We start from the raw sequence: 25041 nt of genomic DNA, 5'->3' as shown, positions 1-25041 counted from the left end.
GACACATTATGATATTTGTGCTTGTTTCTCTGTTGTATGTTCCTTAATATATCTGCTCCACTTGATATAACCATATGTTGTATTAGTAAAATAGCCTAGTTTTAGAACTAATAAAACATATTGTCCCGAAATAATATTTATAACGGCTTCAAGAAATGCACAAATATACCATGCAATCCACTGCTCTTGCAACCTAAAGAAAATAAATAAACCATTTGCAATCCCTACTGCTGAGGCACAAGCATCAATATAGATAATGAATGTTTCTAATAATTCATTGTTGTAGAAATCCGTGGCAATATTTAAACCACTAATAAGATATCCAATTACAAACGTCCAAACAATGATTCCGATGATAACTAAAACTTCCTGGTATCCTCTTAGTTTTCTTACTACTGTTAATTCATTTTCTTCATCATCTTTATGTTTTGACCAATTTATGTAACTAATAATATCAATTGGCAGCCAGAAAAATAATGTTGTTGCCATTGTAGCAAATCGATACATTAATACTACACATATAGCAATTTCAACAATTTCAACTAATATCGACACAAGAAAATTATATCGTGATTGTTTAGAAATCAATAATTCACAAAGAATATTTAAGAATGTATCCAATAAATAAAGTAACATAATGATAATTCCATTTACCCCATTAGCACTTTCTTCTGGGAAAACTACGGAAAAAATCGTTGCTAGAACCATGATCGAAATAAACCATGATTTTTCATAGGTTGTAAATTGTTTCGCAAATAACATCATAATTAAAATGGATAACATCAAGATTAAAGAAGCAATCCCAAAGTTAAATAATGAGGCTAATTCATTAGCTCTTACTTGTTTGTAGGCATACTGTACTTCTTGATCGTTTATATTTTGGTGATCAAAATATAATTTTGTCCCATTTTTTGTTTCGTATTCATATGCTGTAATTGTCTTATCATCTAATTTAACATAGTCTTCATATGAATAAGATACAATTAGCTGCTTGTCACCATTTATATAGGTAACATCACAAATCGTGTTATCTTCACTGTAGTCTTCTAAGTCAGTATCTCTTGTCATCTGGATACTTTGTTTAAACTGTATATCTTCAATATTAGCATTAATATCAAACAAGCCATATCCAATTGATATAATTGAAGCAATACATAATCCTATTGAAAATATTACTTCTATCATTCTCAACCTTTTTTTAGGTTCTATGTTTACTTTAAAAAATTTAATCATATCAAACCTTCTTCCCCTATATATTTACATTTTTAATGCTTTTACATTATAATATATTTTTATAAATATGAAATACTTTTTTATAAATAGTAAGCACAAAATAATATAGTGTATTAAAAAAGTCAATATTCTTTGTAACCAAAGAACTTGACTTTTATAATTTACATCTATTTATTCTTGAAAATTTTCTTTTATAAAAAATTCTTTTCTTCTTAAACTATTATCTAATTCACCAATTTCAAATTTACTTCTGACTTTTGAAAAATATCTTCGCAACCATCCTGTCAAGTAAATATCTTCATTTTTTCAATTTTCAAAATAGCTTTTGGAATCATCTATGTTATTCAAATAAAAATCTGACAAATAACGTTTTACAGTACATATTTTTATTTCTTTTGAATATTGTAATTTTCTACCTATAGTAAGTAAAAACCTCCTATAGTCAGTGTTTAATTATTTACAATGTTTACTGGGGCATCATATCATCTAAAGGCTTTTTTACATTCTATTTACTATTCAAACTCCATGAATTCATATCTTTTTACTAATCTACTTAGATTAATATTTATCACTTATTTTATCTATTACACAATTTTCATAATATTTTTGTTGTTTTCAATAAAACAAGGTCATTTTAAGGTCAATAATAATGAATATTATCTCATAAATTTTAATTTGTAAATCTCATTATACAATTTATGACACCTACTTATAATCTTGATTTTTTGTTTAAACAATAATGAGTATAAAAAGACACATTTATTATTATATACTAATATGTTTTTTGCGGGTTCATTGATAAGCATATTTGTATGTTGGGTGGCTGGAAAATACAAGGATAAAAAAGTGGTAAACGTTAAAGATGCTTTTTCTAAGCGTCATCCATGGTTAAACATGGTTATTGGGCTAACATTAGTAATAATTATAGGAACTATTTGTTTTGTTTGTTGAGATGATTTACAAAATCCAACTAACGGTATAGATATAAATAAAACATTACAAAATAAATAATTTATAACAGGCAATCATATAGACTACCTGCCATATAAAATAAATGATACGCTTTCGTACTACTCAAACTCTTCATTAGATTAATTATACTAAACACATTTGTTTGATTCGTATAATATACATATCTTTTTTCAACTTTACTTTATACTAACTCTACTGATTATACAAGTTAGCGATATCAAATTAGTATCAGAATATTATGTGATTTTTATGTGTAAAAACAAAACTACAAAATAGGATTAATACAACAAGTGCATCGTTACTCCATGAATAAGATCTAAAAATTTTAGAAATTCAATCTTCTTGCATAGCAATTTCTGGTTTCTATATAAGTAATAATTATATAAATCAATAGATATATTATCCCACATATTTATATAATCAACAGCGAATATTAAATTATATGATTTCCTTACATGTAACAAGATTAAAAAAAGCAAAGAATATAAAATAATATATTAATTCTTCTGCTTCAATGTCAAAACTGCTATAATAAATTTATACAAATTGCAATAATACATATAAAATAGGCTAGGAGAAAGAGATGGAATTACAATATATAGTGGAATCATTTATCAAAAAACATTCAGAAGGCAGTTATTGGGATTTTAAACAAAATTGGCATAATAATAATTCAGATTTACTTAAAGATATTATTTGCATGGCGAACAACACAACTGTTGATATGCAGGATGGATATATAATTTTTGGTATTGAAGATAAGACATTCAAGATTACTGGTGTTATAGATGATATTAATCGTAAAAACCAAGAAAATATCATTGGTTTTCTTAACTCTCAAATCTGGTCTGGTGAAGAAATTCCTGATATAGAAGTAAAAAACATACAAATCTACGGAAAAGAAATTGATGTTTTAATTATTCATAATAGTAATGTTACACCCTATTATTTACTGAAAGACTATGTAAAAAACACTCCCGGAAAGGATAAAACCATAGTCCATGCAGGAGTTATTTATAGTAGAGTTGAGGATAGAAATACAAGTTCAGCAGAATGTGCAACAAAACAAGCAACTGAGTTTTTGTGGAAAAAACGATTCGGATTGGTAGGCACAGATAGTGATAAAGTAACTAAACGTTTAAAAAACAAAAATCATTGGTATTCAACTGATGAATATGAGACTTTTCATAACAGCGAATATGGAGATATTGTAATTAAACAAGATCATAATTATAACTTGGAAGTAAATATAGGAAAAGATAAATCAGAAACACAAATATGGGTGATGGATTTTCCATATTTATTTGCTAATGTGTTTAATTGGAATATTGGCGAGGGAGAAATAGGCAGAAGAGCGAAGTGGGATATTTTTTTAAATGGTAGAGTTTTAGATATTTCTCTTTATGGTGTTCAATCCACAAGACAATCTTATTATCAAATAGAGCCTAATACATATTGGGATAATGAATTTGGTATATCTCTTAATGACATTGGTGATTCTATTAAATATTATGCCTATATACAAGACAGTATTGAATATCTTGCTTTTAATCTTTTTTTTGATAAACAATGTTATCAAGATAAGGACCTAAGTTACGATAAAGCTCTAGCGGTTATTCCCGTATTTAAATCTAAACAAGAGCACGTTGACTTTATAGGCTATACTAAAACACATATTAATGAGTTTAAAGAAGATGTAGTAAATCAAAATATAGATGAAATGTTCCCAGACTATGCAAAAAATGTTAATACAGTTATTGTCTATAAACTTGGAAAAACAATGGTTCAGTGGCTTGAGAATTGGAGATACAGGTAATATAAATTATTAGATGTAACCACTTACAAACTAAAAAGTAATGAGTTTATAATTTATTTGAAATGGTATTTATTTAATGGAGGTACTAAAATGAATGATATAGAAGATGAAATGAGAAGTTTGTTTGAGTTTTCTTCGATAGATGAAAAAAAGGTAACAGTTGAAAATCGCAAAAAGATTAGTAAATTTATGAAAGAAAGCAGGAGTGCTGCTAAAAGAAATAAATGTTTTCATTGCAAAAAAGAAGTAAGTAGCTTTTGCAACTCCCATTCCGTTCCTGCATTTACATTAAGAAATATTGCTAAAAATGGAAATTTAGTTAATCTAAATAATTTCATAGAAATACCTTTTCAAGATAAGCAAAGTGGTTTACAAAAAACAGGCACTTTTCAAATTATTTGTAAAAATTGTGATAATACTATTTTTGCAGACTATGAAAATCCTGAAAATTATGATACTTCTCAAAGTCCGAGTCAAAAGATGCTATCTCAAATCGCACTAAAAAGTTATCTTTTAGCAATTAATAAAAAATTTGTTGAAATGGAAATGTTTAAAAAAACTGGTCTAAATGTTGATTATATAATGCAATTAATGGAAGCTGAATATTTAGATTATGAGGAATATTATGATGGGTATAAAAAAGCAAAGAGAAATTTGGAAAAAGATTGGAGTGATTATTTTTTAATATATTATAAAAAACTTGACTATACTGTGCCAATCGCTTTTCAAGACAAAATTGCTTTAATTAATAGTTTTGATAATGAAATCATTAATAATATTTACAATTTTGAACCTAATTATCATACTAAGGACTTGCATATATGCGTTTTTCCATTAGAATCATCTACTGCAATCATAATGTTTGTTCACAATAAAGATGCAAGTAGATATAGAAAATTTTATAAGGAATTCAGAAAAATGAATGAAGAAGAAAAGCTAGAAATCATAAACTTCCTAATTATCGCATACTCTGAAAATTTCTTCTTAAGTCCTTATTTACCTCATGATATTTTAGATAATAAAGAATTAAATGATGTTGCAAAATTATCGTCAAATGCAGTTATTGGGACAAATGATACGGATAATGTCAAGCCCATGAAATTGTTGGCTGAAAAGTATAGTTATGCAAAAGCTAAAGCAATTCCAAATTTTCTTTTACTCGATATTTCCAAATTAAAGTAAGTAGCTTAAACTACTACTTTTTTAACAAAAATCAAACTATAAAATCAAGTCTTTTTAATGTGAATGTTTGAAAATGTAAAACTTTTAAAATAAAAATCAACTTTGAGTAAAAAGCTTTTGAAAACGTGATTTTTTTCACATAATATGAACTATTATTGCAATGCAATGAGTAAGTTATCCTTTTTATTAAGTTAACTACTTTGAACTATAAAAAAGTGCTCTATTTCTAGAACACCAATAAGCCATTTACTACTATTCTTTATTTGAATTCCATGAATTGATATTATTTTACTAATCTACTTAAATTAGTATTTATTACTTATTTCATGTATTACACCATTTTCTCTGTATTCATATTGTTTTTAATAAAATAAGGTTATTTTAAGGTCAATAGTAATAAATATTATCTCCACAAATTGGAATTTATCAAAGTAATATTATTAGATATATTTAAAACATATTTTTCCCTCTCATAATTTAGATAAATCAATTAAATTATAGTAATGATACATTTCTATCCTTTGTTCTTTTGCCTTTAATCTCCTAAGCCTACAATTACCATATAATGCATTCTAGTTAAATCTTATTGGCTAAACTCTAGAAGCCCTATTGTACTATTTATTAAACTTATTAATGACCTCATTTGTATCATTAATAACATCACTTTTTAATCCTAAATATAATTTCTTATTACCAATAATATAGAATTCCTCTTTTGCACGTGTTGCAGCAACATTCATAATATTTGGATTTTCAGTCCCCATTGCCCAATTAGCTGCACCTTTACTTGTTTCATCTGCTCCTAATACTAAAAAGACGATAGGTGCCTCTTTTCCTTGGAAAGTATGTACAGTACCCACATTTGTAGGTTTTCCTTTTTCATCATAACGTGTAAATCCTATCTTTCTAAGTTCCTGTGATAAATGATATGCAACATTTTTAAATGGTGTAATAACATAAATTATGTCTTTTTTTTCTTTATCAATAATATCTGCATTTTGAAAAATCATTTTTTGAATCTTCTCTCTTAAAAATTTTCCTTGTTCTTCAACATATTTATCAACTGCACTACCACAAATATCAAACCATTCAGATTTTCCATTTTTCTTTTCTGCTTGGACCATATTTCCGCCATAAGAAATTTTGTTTGCAATATCAAACATAGGATATTTACATCGTCTATGTACCCATAATGGTATTCCTATCCATTCTTCTCTAGTATTATCTTTATAAAATCCATACTTACTAATTTCATCTACTAATGTTTGAACAGAAGCATTACTTGATAAAAAAAACTTAGATACCCCATAATACTCTCCCAACATATCAAGCAAACTAGAATCCAAAGTGAGTACTGGTTCTATTTGAGAAGGATCTCCTACCACCATAACATTTCTACTTCTAAAAATTGCACCCACACCTGCTTGTGGAAGGGCTTGCCCGGCTTCATCAATAAACAAGTGACCTATTGTTTTTTCGCCCATATGAAAACACATTCTTGAAAAACTAGCAAATGTAGAACTAATAACTGGAATAACCATATTGATCCAATTCCAAGCCTCTGAAATCACCATTTTATGACATAAATAATCTCTTTGCTTATTCCATATTATATATGCTGCTTTTATATTTTTAACATTATCATATAAAAATTGTTTTCTTACCTTCAAAGCAGATATAAATAACTCTGACTGAAGGTTTCGATATTCAGTGTCAAACCAAGGATTGCTTAATTGCAAAGTTTCATAATCAATCGTAAAATCGAGTTTATTAATATTCTTCTCATCAATACTCTTTTTGAGTTCTTCTGCTTGTTTTTCCATATATGTTATATCGTCTTTTGCTTTTTGAGTCAATTTATCAAACAATTCTATCTTGCATTTAAGTTCTGTTTCTTTCTTACTTTTTGTATCTAGTAAAGACTTGATTTTATTTTCATGTTCCATTATTTGTGCTTTATACGAATGTTCACCCAAAATTATTTTTTGAAGTTGATTAGAGTATAACTTACATTTCTCTTTATATTCTCTTTTACGCTTTAGCGAAGAAAAAATACCCGGTTTTTGCAATTTTAAGGCATCAATACACTGATTAATACACTCCCGCTCTTCATATTGCTTAAACTGCAGATTGGAAAGTTCTTGCAATGAATCTTTTAAAGTTTCTATTTTATCTTGAATATCTATCGTGATTTTTAATGTACTAGCTTTTTCTTCTTCAATTTCCTTCTTTCTATTAGCTGATTCTCTAACATATAAGTCGTGTTGTGTACCAATTTCAACCAGTAACTTATTTAGTTTGTTTATTGTTTCTGATATCTTTTGTCGTTCTTCTCTATACAGACATACATCCTTATATTGATTCATAAACTTTTGATAAATCTCTTCATCCGGTTCATACTCTTTTTCCAAATAAGATACAACATGTTTTAATACTTTTACAATGTAATCCATGTTCTCTTTTCTTCCACCTTCAAGTGAAAATAGTCCCCAGAATTTATTATTTTCTTTATTTTCTTCACTTACTAATTCCTCATGCTTAGTACCGTTTTCATCTTCAACCCATTTTGATGAAACATTTGAATTTGCAATAATTTTAAAATAGTCAACTTCGATAAGTGCTCTTGAAAACTCTTTGTCTATTCCTGTTAAAAGTGGTAATTCATTAACAATATTTTGTACTGCTCCATTATTTGAGCTTGCAACCACAATTCCTTTTTCAGCTATTTTCTTTGGCATAATACCGATAGATGCATTATTCCAATACTTAGTCTCTTCTGAACCTTTTACATACTTCGTAGATAATCTAGCTATATCATATGATTGCTCTACAACAAATTCAGCAAAGATGTCCTTCAATAAAGTAGTTTTACCAGTTCCAGGAGGTCCATTTACACTTCGAATCCGTTCATTATCATATCCAATAGCTAAATTGACAGCCACCTGTTGCATAAATGTTAGGGAATATTCTGGGTTACTTGGGAATCTAGCAGTCGGATAATTTTCAGGCTGTAGTATTTTACTAAATACTTCAGAATCAAATTCACTTGATTTGACTCTACTGTCTAAATTGACACGTTCTTTTCTTCTTTTCAAAATATAGTCATCAAGAATACTAGACTCTATGGTCTTTGCCTTTTCTAAATCTCCCACAAAGAATGAATGAAGGTTAGTAGCATCAGTTTCTAAATTTTCTATTGCTTTCATCCTACAATTAATGATATCGATACCATTATTTTTAATAATAAATTTTATTGCATTGTTGAAATGATCCACATAATCCACTTCATCAGGACATTCAAATATCTCATCAAATATCTTTCTATATTCTTGTTCAAACGATAAAAATTCTGATTCTCGTGGTATTTTTCTATATTTTCTGATATAAAAACTTTCTGTTAAAAAAGTCATTTCTGAATGAATTTTGAGTTCCTTATCAAAATATAAGGCAAACGAAAATTTATTTCCAACCTTTATATCCTCTTCTGTTTCCAATAAATTATATTCTTTCCTTAAAAAATCGATGATTTCTTTAAATGAAAATATATCAAAAAATACAACTATACCGCCTTGCTGATATTTCTTCATTTTTTTCTTCTGTATTTCTCTTATAAACAAATCATAATAGTTTTCATCTCCAAGATTACTCAAGGTTATAATCGATTTATCATTTAGGTTTATATCTCCTTCAGATAAATGCTCTACCATAATCCAGGATTCCAATACATCACTCTTTTTACTCATCTTGGCTATTAATCTCCTTTAATAGTTTTTCACATTATAAATTATACCACACTATAAATTGTTTTCCCATTTGTATTTCTAACACAACTGTAGTACAAAAAGGTACTAGTTTTAATCGTGGATATTTTTAGAACATTCATCATTTTTATGGAGATAATAATTTATCCATCTAACAACTAACATTAAAACTTATATTACTTAAACAAATTATCTGATTTCCCTATTTTGAAAGGCTGAGTAAATATATATGATTTTATATTGATATCAGCATTCCCTAATCAATTTATTTTACCCTTAAATTCGTATATTTTTCTTCCATTTCCTTTTGTAACTGTTGAAAATATTCTCTATTTCTTTTACATATAATAAAGTTGTAATTGCTAATCTAACAAATTGATGATGAAACAGACGAGTCGAGTATCCAATAAAACTACAAACTAGTAATAATTAGTATCCTATCAGCTTATATAGTATTTAAATTGTTCTTCTCTTACTTTTCTTATTAATAAGTTAACTTTAATAAATTTCTATTTTAACATTTATTAATCAAATTAAAAAGGCATCCAATTAAGGATACCTACAAACCTATCAATGTTATTCAAATTCAATCGTTCCTGGTGGTTTTGAAGTAATATCATACATTACTCTATTTACCCCACGAACTTCATTAATAATTCTAGACATAACCTTATTTAATACTTCATAAGGAATTTGAGCAGCTTCTGCTGTCATGAAATCAATTGTGTTAACAGCTCTAAGCGCGATAGCATGATCATAAGTTCTTTCATCACCCATAACCCCCACTGAACGCATATTTGTAAGAGCAGCGAAGTATTGACCGATTGAACGATCTAATCCTGCTTTTGCAATCTCTTCTCTGTAAATTGCATCAGCATCTTGAACGATTCTAACTTTTTCTGCTGTTACTTCACCAATGATCCGAATACCAAGTCCAGGCCCTGGGAACGGTTGTCTAAATACTAAGTATTCAGGGATTCCTAATTCAAGACCTACTTTACGAACTTCATCTTTGAAAAGATCACGTAATGGTTCAATGATTTCTTTGAAATCCACTGCATCAGGTAAGCCCCCAACATTATGATGAGATTTGATTACTGCTGATTCACCACCTAATCCACTTTCAACAACATCAGGATAAATAGTTCCCTGAACTAAGAAATCAACAGTCCCAATCTTTTTAGCTTCTTCTTCAAAAACACGAATAAATTCTTCACCGATAATTTTACGTTTAGCCTCAGGTTCCTCAACACCCTTTAACTTTTCATAATATCTTTCTTGAGCATTAACTCGAATAAAGTTTAAGTCATATTGACCATCAGGTCCAAATACCGCTTCTACTTCATCACCTTCATTTTTACGAAGTAATCCATGATCAACAAAAACACAAGTTAATTGGTTTCCTATTGCTTTAGATAATAATACCGCTGCCACTGATGAATCAACTCCACCAGACAAAGCGCATAACACTTTACCATTACCAACTTTTTCTCTAATCGCTTTAATTTGTTCTTCAACAAATGAATCCATACGCCAATCACCACTACAATTACATACATCTAAAACAAAGTTAGATAACATTTTTGTTCCATATTCAGTATGTAAAACTTCGGGATGAAATTGAATTGCATACAATTTTTTACTTTCATCTTCACATGAAGCAACTGGACAGTCTTTAGTGTATGATGTAATTTCAAAGCCTGGAGCAATTTTTGAGATATAATCAAAATGACTCATCCAGCAAATCGACTCTACCGCCACATCTTTCATTAATTTAGATTCTTGTTTACTAACAATTAAATGAGATTTACCATATTCTCTAACATCAGCTTTTTCTACTTTACCACCTAACACATGCTGCATTAACTGAGCCCCGTAGCATAAACCTAATACCGGTATCCCTAATTCAAATAATTCTTTTTGATAAGTAGGTGAATCTTCTAAATAACAACTATTAGGGCCACCCGTTAATATAATCCCTTTCGGATTCATCTCTTTAATCTTTTCAATATCTACTTTATAAGAATAAATCTCACAGTAAACATTACACTCACGTACTCGACGTGCTACTAATTGGTTATACTGACCACCAAAATCAATTACAATTACTAATTCATTTTTCACTAGCTATCCTCCTATTTAAAAATTTCTCTTAACACAATTGTTTGCTCTCTATCAGGACCAACAGAGAAAATTACAATTGGACAATTAATCAATTCTTCAATTCTTCTTAAATACTTTTGACAATTTTCAGGTAATTCCTCAAAAGAAGTAACCTTAGTAATATCTTCATCCCATCCTGGCATTTCTTCATAAACAGGTTTAACCCTATTCAACTGTTTAATCGTTGAAGGTAATGCTTTGATGATTTTACCATCTAATTCATAAGCTGTACAGATTTTTAATGTCTTTAACCCTGATAATACATCTAATAACATTAAACTAATTCCCGTCAATGAAGACATTCTTCTTGATTGATTAACAACAACAGCATCAAACCATCCAATTCTTCTTGCTCTTTTTGTTACTGTACCATATTCATGGCCACGTTCACGGATTTGATCAGCCAATTCACCTTCAATTTCTGTTGGGAAAGCCCCACTACCTACTCTTGTTGTATAAGCCTTAACAATTCCCACTGCTTCATTAATATATAATGGGCCAATTCCAGAGCCTTCAGCTACTCCATTAGCACCGGGATGTGAACTAGTAACAAATGGGTATGTACCATAGTCAATATCTAACATTGTCCCTTGAGCCCCTTCAAATAATACATTTTTACCAGTTTGAAAACATTCATCTAAAACAACACCAGTATCACAAACCATTGGTGCAATGATTTTAGCATATTCTTTATATTCTTCAAAGATTTCCTCGGCACTACATGTAAGTTCAGGATATTGCGCTTTTTTAGAAGCCAAAGCTTCTTCTAATCTTTCTTTAAATAATTCCTCATCAATGAATTCACCCATACGGATTCCCACCCGTTCATATTTGTCGACATATGTAGGTCCAATTCCTTTTTTAGTCGTTCCGATATTATTAGCTCCACGCCTAGTTTCTTGAATTTCATCGATTTCTAAATGATAAGGTAAGATAACATGAGCCCGATCACTAATCATGATCTTATCAGTGCTAATATTAGCATCATTTAAATATTTCATTTCTTCAAGTAAAGCTTTAGGATTAATTACCATTCCGTTACCTAAAATAACATCATTACCACTAAAAATTCCTGAAGGAATCAAACGTAAAGCAAACTTTTGACCATTAAATTCAATTGTATGCCCGGCATTATTACCACCTTGATATCTAGCAACGATATCTGCTTTTTGAGCCAGGTAATCAGTAATTTTACCTTTACCCTCATCGCCCCATTGACTTCCTACTACAACAACTCCAGCCATTAAATTCACACCTTTCTTATTTACTATTACATTATATACAATAAACTAACAAAATGCATCAATAAATATACATTAATATAATAGTTTGACTAGTTTACAGAATAATTATATTATAGTCTTAGCTATTAGTAAAATTAATATATTATAATTATGATATAAGGAGAACTTATATGTATATCAAACTAGAACAATACAAAATATTCAATGAAGCTGCTACGACCCTATCTTTTTCAATCGCAGCTAGAAATCTTTTTATTTCTCAATCTGCAGTTTCCCAAACAATCAGCAGTATTGAAAAAGAACTACAGACTCAATTATTTATTCGCAATTCTAAAGGTGTTAGTTTAACTAAAGAGGGTAAATTATTACATCAGCAAATTGACAAAGCTTTAGCATTGATTACCGGAGTAGAAAACCAGTTATCAAATTATCATGAATTAAAAGATGGTCAATTAATTATTGGAGCCGGTGATACTTTTAGTGAGTATTTTTTAACTAATTATATCGTTAAATTCAAACAACTATATCCTGGGGTTAAAATCAAAGTAATCAACCGAACCAGTCTAGAAACCCGTGAATTGTTGAAATCTGATCAAATAGATCTCGGTTTTTTAAATCTTCCCATCAAAGATGATTCTTTAGTAATTAAAGAATGCTTCCAAGTTCATGATATTTTTGTTTCTAAAAAGCCTGATAATCATATTTACACCTTCAATCAATTAGCTGATCAGCCCCTAATTCTTTTAGAAAAGTCATCAAATACCCGTAATCGTATCGATAATTACTTTGCTAATAAGGGACTATTATTAAAGCCAACAATTGAACTTGGAGCTCATAATTTATTGTTGGACTTTGCCAGAGCAGGACTAGGAATTTCTTGTGTCATTAAAGAATTCTCCCAAGAATTACTTGATCAAGGGATTCTTCATGAAATAAAAACATCACAACCATTGCCTAAACGCAGTATCGGTTATGCTTATCCAAAACGACGAACTCAATCTGTTGCTACAAACAAATTTATTGAACTAATTGCTAATGATCCAACTTTACATATCTAAAAACGTCACTGATTAATTTAGTGACGTTTTTTATTTATCCTTTTAACCCTCTTGACTGACGTTCCATATCCTCAACAACGATATCATAGATTTCACCAAGTGATGCACAATATTCCAACACTTGCCACGGTTCGTTAGTATGGAAATGAATCTTGATCAACTCATCATCACCAACCGCTAACAAACAATCTCCTTTAAAATGTTCAGTAATGTAATCATTGATAACATCTTCATCGAGATTTTTACCTTCAATCAATAGTTGAGTATCATATCTAAATTCTAGCATCTTATTCTCCTAATTATAACCTGGTTGAGTTAAAAATTTATAAACTCGCTCAATAATTTTTGATTCTAACTTATTATATGATAAAGTTGGATCTTTTAATAAAGGTATTTCGAAAACATCTTTTCGTCCTTGATAATCAATCGTTACTTTAATAATTGATCCTAAAGGATGTTCACGGCAATCGATTAATAAATTCATTGTATCTTCAGTATGGTTGTGACCAAGATTAAAATCATCTCTAAGCGTAAAATTATCACATTCATAAATTGTCCAATAAGATGGCATTATATTTGCTAAGGCCTCTTTTAAATTCTTCTCTTTGATAATATAATCTTTTAAAATCTTTTCAATTTCTGTCTTAATTGGAGCAATTTTTTTATCAGCAGTTTCTTTATCGCTTGCTTTACAACCTAATCGAACCCGCACTGTTTCTTCTGAAGCATAAAGAGCAATACTAACTTCTTCTTGGTGATCAATTAAATCTGCTAAGACCTCATCAACCCGACTTTCCCCTATTCCCATGGTTAGAAAATCATATGTGTAAATAATATCCTGCTTAAATTGACTTAAATAATCTTTTAAAACATGATCAACAACATAAGTCATTTCTTTAGGCGGACCAGGCAAATTAACAATCATCTTTTCATCTTTCGACATTACACAGCCATTTGCTGTCCCTACTTCATTTTCTAAAATATAACAATCTTTAGGAAAAAAAGCTTGTTTAAAATTATTTTCCGGAATATCACCCCATCCCGTTACAAATCGACATTTTTCTTCTACCTTTTTAGCTTCTTCTTCATTATATAATAATTCTAAACCCAAATATTCTGCCGATAATTCTTTTGTTAAATCATCTTGGGTAGGTCCTAATCCCCCAGTCGTAATTACACAATTAGCACCACGTTTAAAAGCTACATCTAGACATTCTTTAAAACGATCATGATTATCACCAACTGTCGTTTGATAGTAAACATTAAACCCCAAGTCTTTACACATTTTTTGAATATAAGTTGCATTAGTATTAACAATTTCTCCTAATAACAATTCTGTCCCAACATTAATTATTTCAACATTCATGAAATTATCCTCCTTAATGATTAACTATATTATAGTTAATTTTAATCATTTTGCTAGTCTTTTAATCATTAAAATTATTTCTTGCATATTTTCCTTCTAGCACCTAAGACCAAAGGTCTAGTTGAATACCAAAATAAACTAACAAAAATGACTAAACAAGCAATAAAAGTTAATTATTAGCTGAATTATTCCTAAATCGAATTCAATATACATATCACTCACTCCCTCGTCAACTTCACTTCAATAGTAATAAAAAATTTCTATCAGCTGACTTAGCATCTCTAAATAATCGTATTTGGCAATAAACTGACTATCACAAAATGCTAAAATAAAATCTTTGATAATAGTACTTTTGAATTCTAATAACCCCTTATCAATAATAGTTGCTATCCTCACTTTCGGACTATCCAAATATTACTTATAGCGATTTACACTCTATAAACGTTTCAGTCCTTCATCATTTCTGACTGCTATGACTTCATCTGATTTCTTGTGATAAATCTTTTTCTATCGATGGTATCATTACTGTTTTTAAAGTTTACTGGACTTCATCGTCCACAAGGCCTCCCGAGGTAAGGCATACATCCTTTTTATCTTCACAGGTTTTTGATTTACTGTCTTGGTTTTACGTTTACCTTTTGGACTTGGTTTGTTCTGCAACCTTGTCCACCATTCAGCCTCATCAAATTTCTTTTCGTAACCTCGAAGATTTTTCCACACCACTTCCTCCGCCCATAGCATCACTACTAACGGCTTGTGGTTCACTACTCTTGGCGGTAAATACCCGTGGTTGGACTTTCACCAGCTAGATGTATGCCATGCTCGACACACAGAAAAAGAAGTCATTGGTTTTACAATCAATAACTTCTTTTTTATATTTTAACTATTGAATCTTAGATAATCCAAGAACAATGATTCCTCCTAAAATAACTGCAATAATTGATGTCACAACTAAACTTAAATTATAACTTACATCAAAAGGAATCAATACTAATGATGAAGCAACGATCAATCCTAAAATCAAACTCAAGAATCCAGCTTTATGAGTTTTAGTGAAATATGAACATAATTTTGCACTAACAACTATTCCTACAGCAATACCAATTGCCATAAATCCTAGCGGCATAATAACATCCAGACTAAAACTAGTAACATTTGCTAGATAAGACTTAAATAGATAATATTCTCCTAAAATTAATAAAACCATACTACCGCTAACACCGGGCATAATCATAGTTGCTCCTGATACGGCACCAATAATTATCATTTTAACAAACAAACCAGCACTTAGAGCAGGAAAATCAGGATTAACAACTACTTTCCCTTCTCCAGGATTTAAAAATTCTAACCCAAAGATAATTGCTAAACCACAAATAAAAGGGATAATTACAAGTTTTTCACCTTTCATTTCCCCTTTTAAAAATAAAGGAATACTAAAAGCAATCAAACCAATAAACCAATAAATCGTCTGCGTTGGATAATATTCAAATAACACTTCCAATATTTTCGCAAATCCAATTATTCCAACTCCAGCGCCAACCAAAACCTGAAAAATAAAGATAATATCTTCTTTGCGATTAGGATTTTCTTTTTTAAAGATTCCACTAATAGCATCCATCATGCGATTAAAGATACCTAGAATTACCATCATGGTTCCACCACTAACGCCTGGAATAACGTTAGCAATACCAACAGCGATTCCGCCAATTATGTTTTTTATCATTGAAACTTCTCCTTTAAATACCTCATCATTATAATAAAATATCACCATTATCACAAGTAGTATTTTATTTCCCTTTTAAAATCAAGTGATAAATTGCTTCTTCACTCTCTAAATCATAATCTCCTAAATGGCTGTTAGGATAATGGTAAATTACTCCATTAGACTCATTTTTCCTTAAACAAGCAATTAATTTTTCTTCCCCATATTGTCCAATAAATTTACAAAATGTTCTAATCCGTAACTTGTGTAAAATACTATCCTGACAAGGAAAATCAGGACATTGGCAACAACTATCATATCCTGACTTTGTGCAGCACTGATAATTTTTACAAAAATCCTTTTCTGGACACCCACCTTTTTTACAACCAACACAGCTTTCATTTTCACTACACAGCCCACAAACAAGACCACAATATCCTAATCCTAATTCATCCTTCATATTTAATCCCTAATCCTTATGATACTTTCGTAAATATTCAATTTGTTCCATCCGTTTAATCACCTTTGCCTCTGTTCCTTGATTAGTAGGAAAATAATAACGATGATCCTTAATATTATCTGGTAAACACTGCATATTTGTAATTTTATCATCATAATCATGCGCATACTGATAACCTTTACCATAATTTAATTCTTTCATTAATTTAGTTGGCGCATTGCGAATTTGTAAAGGAACGGGATCAGCAATTGTATTCAAAGCGTCATGTTTTGCTCGTTCATATGCTTTATATAACGCATTAGATTTAGGTGCCAAGGCCATATAAGTTACACAATGAGCTAAATTAACATTACATTCTGGCATGCCATTATAATGGCATGCTTGATATGTTGCTACTGCAATTTCCAAAGCACGACTATCAGCCATTCCAATATCCTCTGAAGCAAATCGAATCAGCCTCCTTGCTACATATAGAGGATCTTCACCAGCTTCAATCATTCGTGACATCCAATAAATTGAAGCATCAATATCACTATTACGCATTGATTTATGCAAAGCACTAATAATATTATAATGTTCTTCACCTTTTTTATCATATAATAAAGATTTTTGATTGATACATTGTTCAATCGTTTCTTTATCCACTACGATTCGATCATGAGTAATTGCTCCATTTAAGACTGCCATCTCTAAAGTATTTAAAGCAACTCGAGCGTCACCGTTAGAAAAACCAGCAATCATGTATAATAAATCATCATCAATCATAACATTTTGATCTTTAAACCCTTTCGGACTTATCAGCGCATAATGCAATAAACCAAATAAATCATCGGTTGTTAGTGCTTTTAAAACAAAAACTTTACATCTTGATAATAAGGCAGAATTAATCTCAAATGAAGGATTTTCAGTAGTAGCCCCAATTAATATAATACTCCCCTGTTCAACATATGGTAAAAAAGCATCTTGTTGAGCTTTATTAAAGCGATGAATTTCATCTACAAAGACGATTGTTTTTTCGCCTAGATCCTGAACTTCCTGTGCTTGTTTCATAACTGCCCGTATATCTTTAATGCCGCTAGTCACCGCACTAAAATTAATAAACTTAGCTTTTGTTTGATTTGCAATAATGCGTGCTAAAGTTGTTTTCCCAACTCCCGGTGGTCCCCAAAAAACCATTGAGGGAACAACATCACTATTGATTAGCTGGTACAAAATCTTTCCCGGTCCAATTAAGTGCCTCTGTCCTACATATTCAGTCAAAGTTGTTGGTCTTAGGCGATTTGCCAGTGGTTCATTTGACATGTTTTTAAACATTGCTTGCTGCTTCATCATCATCACTTCCATTTCCTTATAATTATAACTAATTCCCGCTTTAAAAGCAAAAAAAGAAACAGTTGTTTAAACTGTTTCTATTCATCTGATCCCTCGAATTGAGAACGATACAATGAGGCATAGAAGCCATCTTTAGCCAATAATGAATCATGATTTCCAAGTTCTACAATGTCACCATCTTTCATTACAATAATTGTGTCAGCATCACGAATTGTTGATAAACGATGGGCAATGACAAAACTTGTTCTTCCCTCCATTAGCTTTTCCATTCCTTTTTGAATTAATACTTCTGTTCTTGTATCTACTGAAGAAGTTGCTTCATCAAGAATCAAAATTTTTGGATCTTTTAAGAAAGCACGTGCAATTGTTAAAAGTTGTTTTTGCCCTTGAGAAATGTTAGATGATTCCTCATTGATCATTGTTTCATATCCATTCTCTAATGTTTGTACAAAATGATCAACATAAGCGACTTTACAAGCCTCCTTGACTTCTTCATCACTTGCATCTAATTTTCCATACATTAGGTTTTCCTTAATTGTTCCATTAAACAACCAAGTATCTTGTAAAACCATTCCAAATAATGATCGTAAATCCTGACGTCCAAAATCACGAATATCTTTACCATCAATAAGAATCGAACCACTATTTAATTCATAGAATCGCATTAATAATTTTACGATCGTTGTTTTTCCAGCACCAGTCGGTCCTACAATTGCAACAGTTTGCCCCGCATGAACATGTAAACTAAAATCATTAATAATCGTTTGATCTTTTAAATACCCAAAATTAACATCAGCAAAGGTAACAGAACCTTCAACTTTAGCCACCTCATCAGCAGTAACTTTTGGTGTTTCTGGTTCTAATTCTTCTTCACCTAAAAATTCAAAAACACGTTCAGCCGCTGCTGCTGTACTTTGTAACATATTCATTGTCTGTGCTAATTGTGTTATTGGTTGATTAAATTGTCTTACATATTGAATAAAGGCCTGAATATCACCAATTGTGATACTACCACCACCAGCAAGAACACCACCTAATAAACATACCGCAACGTATCCAACATTTCCAACAAATCCTGTGATTGGCTGCATCAAACCTGAAAAGAATTGTGACTTCCATGCACTTTCATATAAATTATCATTATACTCATTAAATTGTTCTACTGAGGCAGCTTCACCATTAAATGCTTTAACCACATTATGACCACCATACATTTCTTCAATATGACCATTGACATCACCTAAAGCAGCTTGTTGACGCGCAAAATATTTTTGTGAACGTTTCATTACTAAACCAATCAAAACCATTGATACTGGTAATACGCAAACTGCGATCAAAGTCATAACTGGTGAAATAGTCAACATCATGATAAAGATTCCAATTACCGTTACTGTCGACGTAATTACCTGTGACATACTTTGATTTAGTGATTGTGCGATTGTATCGATATCATTTGTTACTCGGCTTAAAATATCACCACTAGTATGTTTATCAAAATAACTTAATGGCATCCGATCCATCTTTTGAGAAATTGATGTTCTTAAATCATAAGCAACTCGTTGTGAAATAGTTGAAGTAATAAAACCTTGTATATAACTAAATAAAGCACTAATCAAATACAATCCAACTAAAATCAAAATAATTTGACCAATATAATCAAAATCAATTCCACCAGTACCAGCTACTTTAGCCATGATACCTTCACTTAATTTATCTGTTGCTTTAGCTAAAATCTTTGGTCCTACGATTGCAAAAACCGTTGATGCTGAAGCAAAAATCACAACTATAACTAAACGAAAATAATACGGTCTTAAATATTTAAATAATTTACCTAAAGTACCTTTAAAATCTTTAGCTTTTTCACCGCCACGCATTCCGTGCATACCACCAGGTCCGAATTTAGGACCATTTCTTTTTGGTTGATTACTCATGTCCTAATTCCTCCTTTGATAATTGTGAATATGCGATTTCTTGATAGACATCGCAATTTTTCATTAACTCTTCATGGGTTCCTTTTCCAACAATCTTACCTTCATCTAAAACAATGATTTGTTCAGCTCCCATAATTGAAGCAATACGTTGTCCGACAATCAATACTGTATTTTTAGTCTTCTTAACCATCTTATCTAATTCTTGACGTAATTTAGCATCTGTCTTGAAATCTAGAGCTGAAAAACTATCATCAAAAATAAAGATTTCTGGATTTTTAGCAATAGCTCGAGCAATTGCTAAACGTTGTTTTTGACCGCCAGATACATTTGTTCCACCTTGTGAAATTTCACTATCTAATCTTTCTTCTTTATTATCAATAAATTCTTTTGCCTGAGCTACCCGAATTACTTCTTCAAGTTCATCGTCTGTAGCCTCAGGTGCACCATAAGTTAAATTTGATCTAATGGTTCCTGAGAATAATAATCCTTTTTGAGGTACTAAACCAATTTTATCTCTTAAATCATGTTGATTAACATCACGAATATCAACACCATCAATCTTAATATTACCTTCAGTTACTTCATAAAAGCGAGGAATTAAATTGATTAACGTACTTTTACCGGATCCCGTTGAACCGATAAATGCTGTAGTTTCACCAGGCTTTGCAGTAAAACTAATATTTTCTAATACTGCTTCATTAGCACCAGGATATTTAAATGTAACATTATTGAATTCAACTAAACCTTTTTTACTTTCAATAAAAGCTTTAGGTTCCTTAGGATCAACAATTTTAGGTTCCATTGAAATAACTTCATAAATACGATCTGCTGCTACACTAGCCCGTGGCAACATAATTGAAATCATTGCAATCATCAAAAATGACATAATAATTTGCATTGCATACTGCATAAAAGCCATCATTTGTCCGATTGCAATATTACCTAAATCAATTTGTTTTGCTCCATAATATACAATCAATAATGTTACTACATTAAAAATGAACATCATAATCGGCATTAATGAAGCCATTGTTCGATTGACAAACAAATTGACATTTGTTAGATCACCATTAGCCTTTTCAAATCTTTCTTCACTATGCTTTTCATTACCAAATGCCCTAATTACTAGCATACCTGAAAGATTTTCCCGCATTGTTAAATTTAAACGGTCAATTAATGATTGTACGATCTTAAACTTTGGCATCACAATTGCAAAAGTAACACCAATCAAACAAAAAATCACCAATAAAACTAAACCAATAATCCAAGTCATTGATGGTGTATTATTAAAAGCTTTGATCAAGGCCCCAATTCCCATCATTGGAGCAAAACATACTATTCGAATGAACATAATTACGACCATTTGTACTTGGGTAATATCATTCGTTGTTCTTGTAATCAGTGATGCAGTTGAAAACTTATTGAATTCTTCATTTGAAAAACTTTCAACTTTCTCAAAAACATCACGACGTAATAATCTCGAAACACCAGCCCCAACCTTACTAGCCAAGAACCCACAAGCAACAGCACATACAGTACCAGCTAATGCAATTGCTAACATTTTTAACCCAGACCATAAAATATAGTCATTTTGAATCTTATCAGTATCACAACCTAGTCTAGAATATTCTGCTTTTACACCGTTACCGGCAGCAATTTTTAAAGTTGATTCACCCATCGTTTCCATCTGACTATCAATTTTACTAAACATTTTAGCTTTAGTTGTATTATCCATCATTGCTAAAGCATCGTAAGGTGTCATATTTGGCGGTAATTGCCCAAACTGTTCTTGATATTCTTTACTATTTTTATCCATTCCATCAATTGATGTTACCATCAACATTGGTTTAACTAAAATACTCTCTAAACGGTCTAATTTTTTTTCACTTAGATCTTTTAATTTATAGATATTTTGACCTTTTGCTTTAGGAAACTTATCTAAAGTATCTTTATCAAGATTACTGGGTTCAACTAATTTATATGCATCCATAAATTGTTGCTGATCCTCTTCATCCATCAGTACTAATAAATGATTATATGTTTCTTCACTCAAAACATCACTTACTGCACTATCAAAGCCACCAGCCTGAATTCCTACCGAAACGATATCCGACATATAATCAGGTAATGCTAATTCTGATTGTGATTGTAAGAATAATAATCCTACACAAAGTAGAATTGGTGCCCAAAACTTTTTAAAATAATGTTTTAATTTTAGCATTATTCTTCTCCTTTACATTTTTCAATATTCTTTTTCATGATATTAATAACATCATTAATAACAGTTATCTGTTCCTTAGAAACCCCTTCAAACATAATCATTGTTTTTTCTTTCATAATTTTGATTGCCGCCTCAATAAATACCTCTCCAGTTTTTGTAATATTTAAAATATAATTACGTTTATCATTTTTATCTTGTGTTCTAGTTAAATAACCCAGTTTTTCAAGGCGCTGCAATCTCACTGATAAAGTCGCTTTAGTAATATTTAACTTCTTTGCTAAAGCATTTTGATTAATGTTTTGATGATTCTGCAACATAAATAATAACCTTGTTTGATCCGGTGATATATCAAACTTTTCTGTTTTTTCCATCATCATATAATGCATTGTTTTATTTAACCCTTGAAAATTATTAATTACTTCTTCAACATCATCAAAACTTATCTCTTCCATGATGTACCTCCTTTCATTAGTTAGATGACTAACTATTCCGTTAGTACACTAACTATTATAGTTAGTCTACTAACCATTGTCAACTATTTTATAATCAAGTAGCGAAAAATTTTAAATAATTTTCCTCTCTTACACCACTGTCCATACGGTTCCATATACGGCAGTTTAATTAAATTTCAATTTATATCTCAATAAATAATAATCCAAACAACTAACTAGTCTTTATGTGCTAGCCTTTCTTTTGCTACAGCACGCACAACACATGTTTTAGTTATCACGAATTAATAGCGTATGATATTTGTCTTGCTCTACCATGATTGACCCAAGTTTTCTAACACCATGACTAGGCTTTGGTATTTCAACCCTTTTAACAGGTTGTGGTTTGTAAAACCTTGTTTCGATTTGTCTTTTGATGTCTTTCTAGTTTTAATTAACATAATCTTTTATTTCATCATTGGCTACATACATTATCCACACGACTTGTACTTTTATAGACAAGTATCATATTTTTCTTAGATAAGACTTCCTCTAATAATTTAGACATAATTTGCATGCTCTTCTCCTTTTCACTTTCTAATGCCTAGATCCTAGTGTATATGTCCTTTGGCTCAAATACATTTCCGATGCACTATGCGATTCGTCGACAACTACGTTCACGAAGGACTTTCACCCTAAATGTATGACAAGTCGTCATACTTAAAAAGATGTCAAATTTGACATCTTAATCAACTAAATATTTTTCTAGTAATCTTACTACTTCAGCAATTAAATCATCACAAGTAGCACGATTAACTTTTTTATTTGTTTCCCGTAATCCTAGTAGTTCTCCACAAACCACTGATCCATGAGAATCTTCAAATTCTTTACACAAAGCTGCTACTTTTTCATTAACAAATTTTTTTTGTTTAACATCTGCTTCACCTTTACCATATTTAAGTCCTAAAGCCATAGCCCCACCAGTTAAAGTTCCGCAAATTTCTCTTGTCATCCCGACACCGCCACCAAAACCATAAGCAATAGTCATTGCCCTATCCATATCTAAATCAAATAAATCCACATATGCCCCAAGTACTGCCTGAGCGCAGTTATAACCTGAATGATGTAAAGCATATGCTTTTTTCACTCTTTCATCAATATTCATAATTTAGCCTCACTTTTATATAATTTAATTATAGTTTAGTGATAATTATAATCGATGTCAAGACATTAACAATTATGTATTCGTCTTGAATCTAACCCTTTAGAAAAAACTCACCATACAATAAATCATGATCAGAAAATGATGATTTTTTCAAACCACAATTCTTTAATTCAAAAAAATCTGCATAAAAAATATTATCAGGTGCTGCAAATTCGCAGAAAGTCTTGTATTTTTTATTCTCGTTGATACACTTTACCCCTTCCATTTTAAATTTATTGTTCATTTTAAATGAATTAAAATCACCAGCTAAGATGCTGTAACTGTTAAAATCAACATGCTTTTTTACATAATCCATTTGTTTAATACGATATTGATTATCCGCATAAGTTAAATGGGTATTATAAATATTAATTATCTGCTCATTAAAATAGAGCTTTGTTCTTGTAAGGATACGCGGTTCCCTTATTATGCTATTTGGTAATCGTTGAGCCATAACTTCTATTATAGAATATTTACTTAAGATTCCCAAACCATAGTAACCACTTAAAATCCACATGGTAGGATAAAAATAATAATAACAATATCCACTAGAATTTGCCATGATTTTTAGCATGTCAAAATTGCCTGAACGTAAAGAATTCTTATCTACCTCTTGCAAACAAATAATATCAAGTTTTAAATCAATAATATCCTTATTAAAACTTTTTAAATCATTTTTCCCATAATTTAAGGATTTTATATTATATGTTCCTATCCCCAAGGTATTAGTCTTTAAATTTTGAATCTTTTTTTGATCAACAAATTTATAACAATACTCATTAGTTAAGATGCTATAATAATAACGACCTGATATTATCATCAATAATATCTTAATTATTAATTTAAACTGTTTATTCATTTATTTACCTCAATTATTTACTAATTTATTATTGGATAAATTAGTAATTTTAATACAATCAAAATATTTATCTAACTTTCAAAATTCTAATCTGATTCAACTAAAAATA

At 30.3% G+C, this 25041-nt stretch carries 18 protein-coding genes; 3 read left to right on the top strand and 15 right to left on the bottom strand.

Annotated features, from left to right (window positions below; genetic code table 11):
- Positions 1-6 precede the first annotated feature (6 nt).
- A complete protein-coding gene (gene pnuC, locus KTF99_RS07420; protein ID WP_029480099.1) occupies positions 7-1233 on the bottom strand; it encodes a nicotinamide riboside transporter PnuC in 1227 nt (408 codons plus the stop codon).
- 1555 nt (positions 1234-2788) lie between these two features.
- On the opposite strand from pnuC, the gene KTF99_RS07415 reads away from it, so the two are divergent.
- Positions 2789-4021, top strand: a complete 1233-nt coding sequence (locus KTF99_RS07415; RefSeq protein WP_029480101.1) for an ATP-binding protein — start codon at positions 2789-2791, stop codon at positions 4019-4021.
- Positions 4022-4111: 90 nt separating this feature from the next.
- Positions 4112-5203, top strand: coding sequence for a hypothetical protein (locus KTF99_RS07410; protein WP_029480103.1), 1092 nt, complete (start codon positions 4112-4114; stop codon positions 5201-5203).
- Positions 5204-5817: 614 nt separating this feature from the next.
- Here the strand turns inward: KTF99_RS07410 and KTF99_RS07405 are convergent.
- From KTF99_RS07405 to KTF99_RS07395, 3 genes are all read right to left on the bottom strand, one after another.
- Complete coding sequence (locus tag KTF99_RS07405; protein WP_029480105.1) at positions 5818-8946, bottom strand: AAA domain-containing protein; 3129 nt, start codon at positions 8944-8946, stop codon at positions 5818-5820.
- Positions 8947-9540: 594 nt separating this feature from the next.
- Complete coding sequence (guaA, locus tag KTF99_RS07400) at positions 9541-11088, bottom strand: glutamine-hydrolyzing GMP synthase (protein ID WP_008791662.1); 1548 nt, start codon at positions 11086-11088, stop codon at positions 9541-9543.
- Between the two features lie 11 nt (positions 11089-11099).
- A complete protein-coding gene (locus KTF99_RS07395; RefSeq protein WP_008791661.1) occupies positions 11100-12371 on the bottom strand; it encodes an adenylosuccinate synthase in 1272 nt (423 codons plus the stop codon).
- 170 nt (positions 12372-12541) lie between these two features.
- Between KTF99_RS07395 and KTF99_RS07390 the strand changes: the two genes are divergently transcribed.
- On the top strand, positions 12542-13429 hold the full coding sequence (locus KTF99_RS07390) for a LysR family transcriptional regulator (protein WP_003537655.1): 888 nt from the start codon (positions 12542-12544) through the stop codon (positions 13427-13429).
- Positions 13430-13463: 34 nt separating this feature from the next.
- Here KTF99_RS07390 and KTF99_RS07385 read toward each other — a convergent pair whose 3' ends face one another.
- From KTF99_RS07385 to KTF99_RS07335, 11 genes are all read right to left on the bottom strand, one after another.
- On the bottom strand, positions 13464-13715 hold the full coding sequence (locus KTF99_RS07385) for a hypothetical protein (protein ID WP_003537653.1): 252 nt from the start codon (positions 13713-13715) through the stop codon (positions 13464-13466).
- 9 nt (positions 13716-13724) lie between these two features.
- The gene (locus KTF99_RS07380) at positions 13725-14795 is read right to left on the bottom strand and encodes a competence/damage-inducible protein A (RefSeq protein ID WP_003537650.1); all 1071 of its coding nucleotides are present in this window, start codon (positions 14793-14795) and stop codon (positions 13725-13727) included.
- Between the two features lie 240 nt (positions 14796-15035).
- A complete protein-coding gene (locus KTF99_RS07375; protein ID WP_003537648.1) occupies positions 15036-15191 on the bottom strand; it encodes a DUF6323 family protein in 156 nt (51 codons plus the stop codon).
- 487 nt (positions 15192-15678) lie between these two features.
- Positions 15679-16518, bottom strand: coding sequence for a DUF368 domain-containing protein (locus tag KTF99_RS07370; protein ID WP_029480110.1), 840 nt, complete (start codon positions 16516-16518; stop codon positions 15679-15681).
- 64 nt (positions 16519-16582) lie between these two features.
- Complete coding sequence (locus KTF99_RS07365; protein WP_003537644.1) at positions 16583-16957, bottom strand: DUF3795 domain-containing protein; 375 nt, start codon at positions 16955-16957, stop codon at positions 16583-16585.
- A 9-nt stretch (positions 16958-16966) separates the two neighbouring features.
- The gene (locus KTF99_RS07360) at positions 16967-18289 is read right to left on the bottom strand and encodes a replication-associated recombination protein A (RefSeq protein ID WP_418896175.1); all 1323 of its coding nucleotides are present in this window, start codon (positions 18287-18289) and stop codon (positions 16967-16969) included.
- Between the two features lie 77 nt (positions 18290-18366).
- A complete protein-coding gene (locus KTF99_RS07355; protein ID WP_003537635.1) occupies positions 18367-20220 on the bottom strand; it encodes an ABC transporter ATP-binding protein in 1854 nt (617 codons plus the stop codon).
- Positions 20213-22441, bottom strand: coding sequence for an ABC transporter ATP-binding protein (locus KTF99_RS07350; RefSeq protein WP_008791655.1), 2229 nt, complete (start codon positions 22439-22441; stop codon positions 20213-20215). Before KTF99_RS07350 ends, KTF99_RS07355 begins: the two co-directional genes overlap by 8 nt.
- Positions 22441-22893, bottom strand: coding sequence for a MarR family winged helix-turn-helix transcriptional regulator (locus KTF99_RS07345; RefSeq protein ID WP_003537632.1), 453 nt, complete (start codon positions 22891-22893; stop codon positions 22441-22443). The genes KTF99_RS07350 and KTF99_RS07345 overlap by 1 nt, the downstream gene beginning before the upstream one ends.
- 721 nt (positions 22894-23614) lie before the next feature.
- Positions 23615-24034 (bottom strand): C-GCAxxG-C-C family protein, encoded by a 420-nt coding sequence (locus KTF99_RS07340; RefSeq protein ID WP_003537631.1) that lies wholly within the window; start codon positions 24032-24034, stop codon positions 23615-23617.
- A 91-nt stretch (positions 24035-24125) separates the two neighbouring features.
- Positions 24126-24932 (bottom strand): endonuclease/exonuclease/phosphatase family protein, encoded by an 807-nt coding sequence (locus KTF99_RS07335; RefSeq protein WP_003537630.1) that lies wholly within the window; start codon positions 24930-24932, stop codon positions 24126-24128.
- Positions 24933-25041: the final 109 nt, after the last annotated feature.

Origin of the sequence: Erysipelatoclostridium sp. MSK.7.34, assembly GCF_019041935.1 — a bacterium.
In the GTDB taxonomy this organism is placed as follows: Bacteria; Bacillota_I; Bacilli_A; order Erysipelotrichales; family Coprobacillaceae; genus Thomasclavelia; species Thomasclavelia ramosa.
Note: the sequence above shows the minus strand (reverse complement) of the source record. Positions and strands in the feature narration are given on the sequence as shown.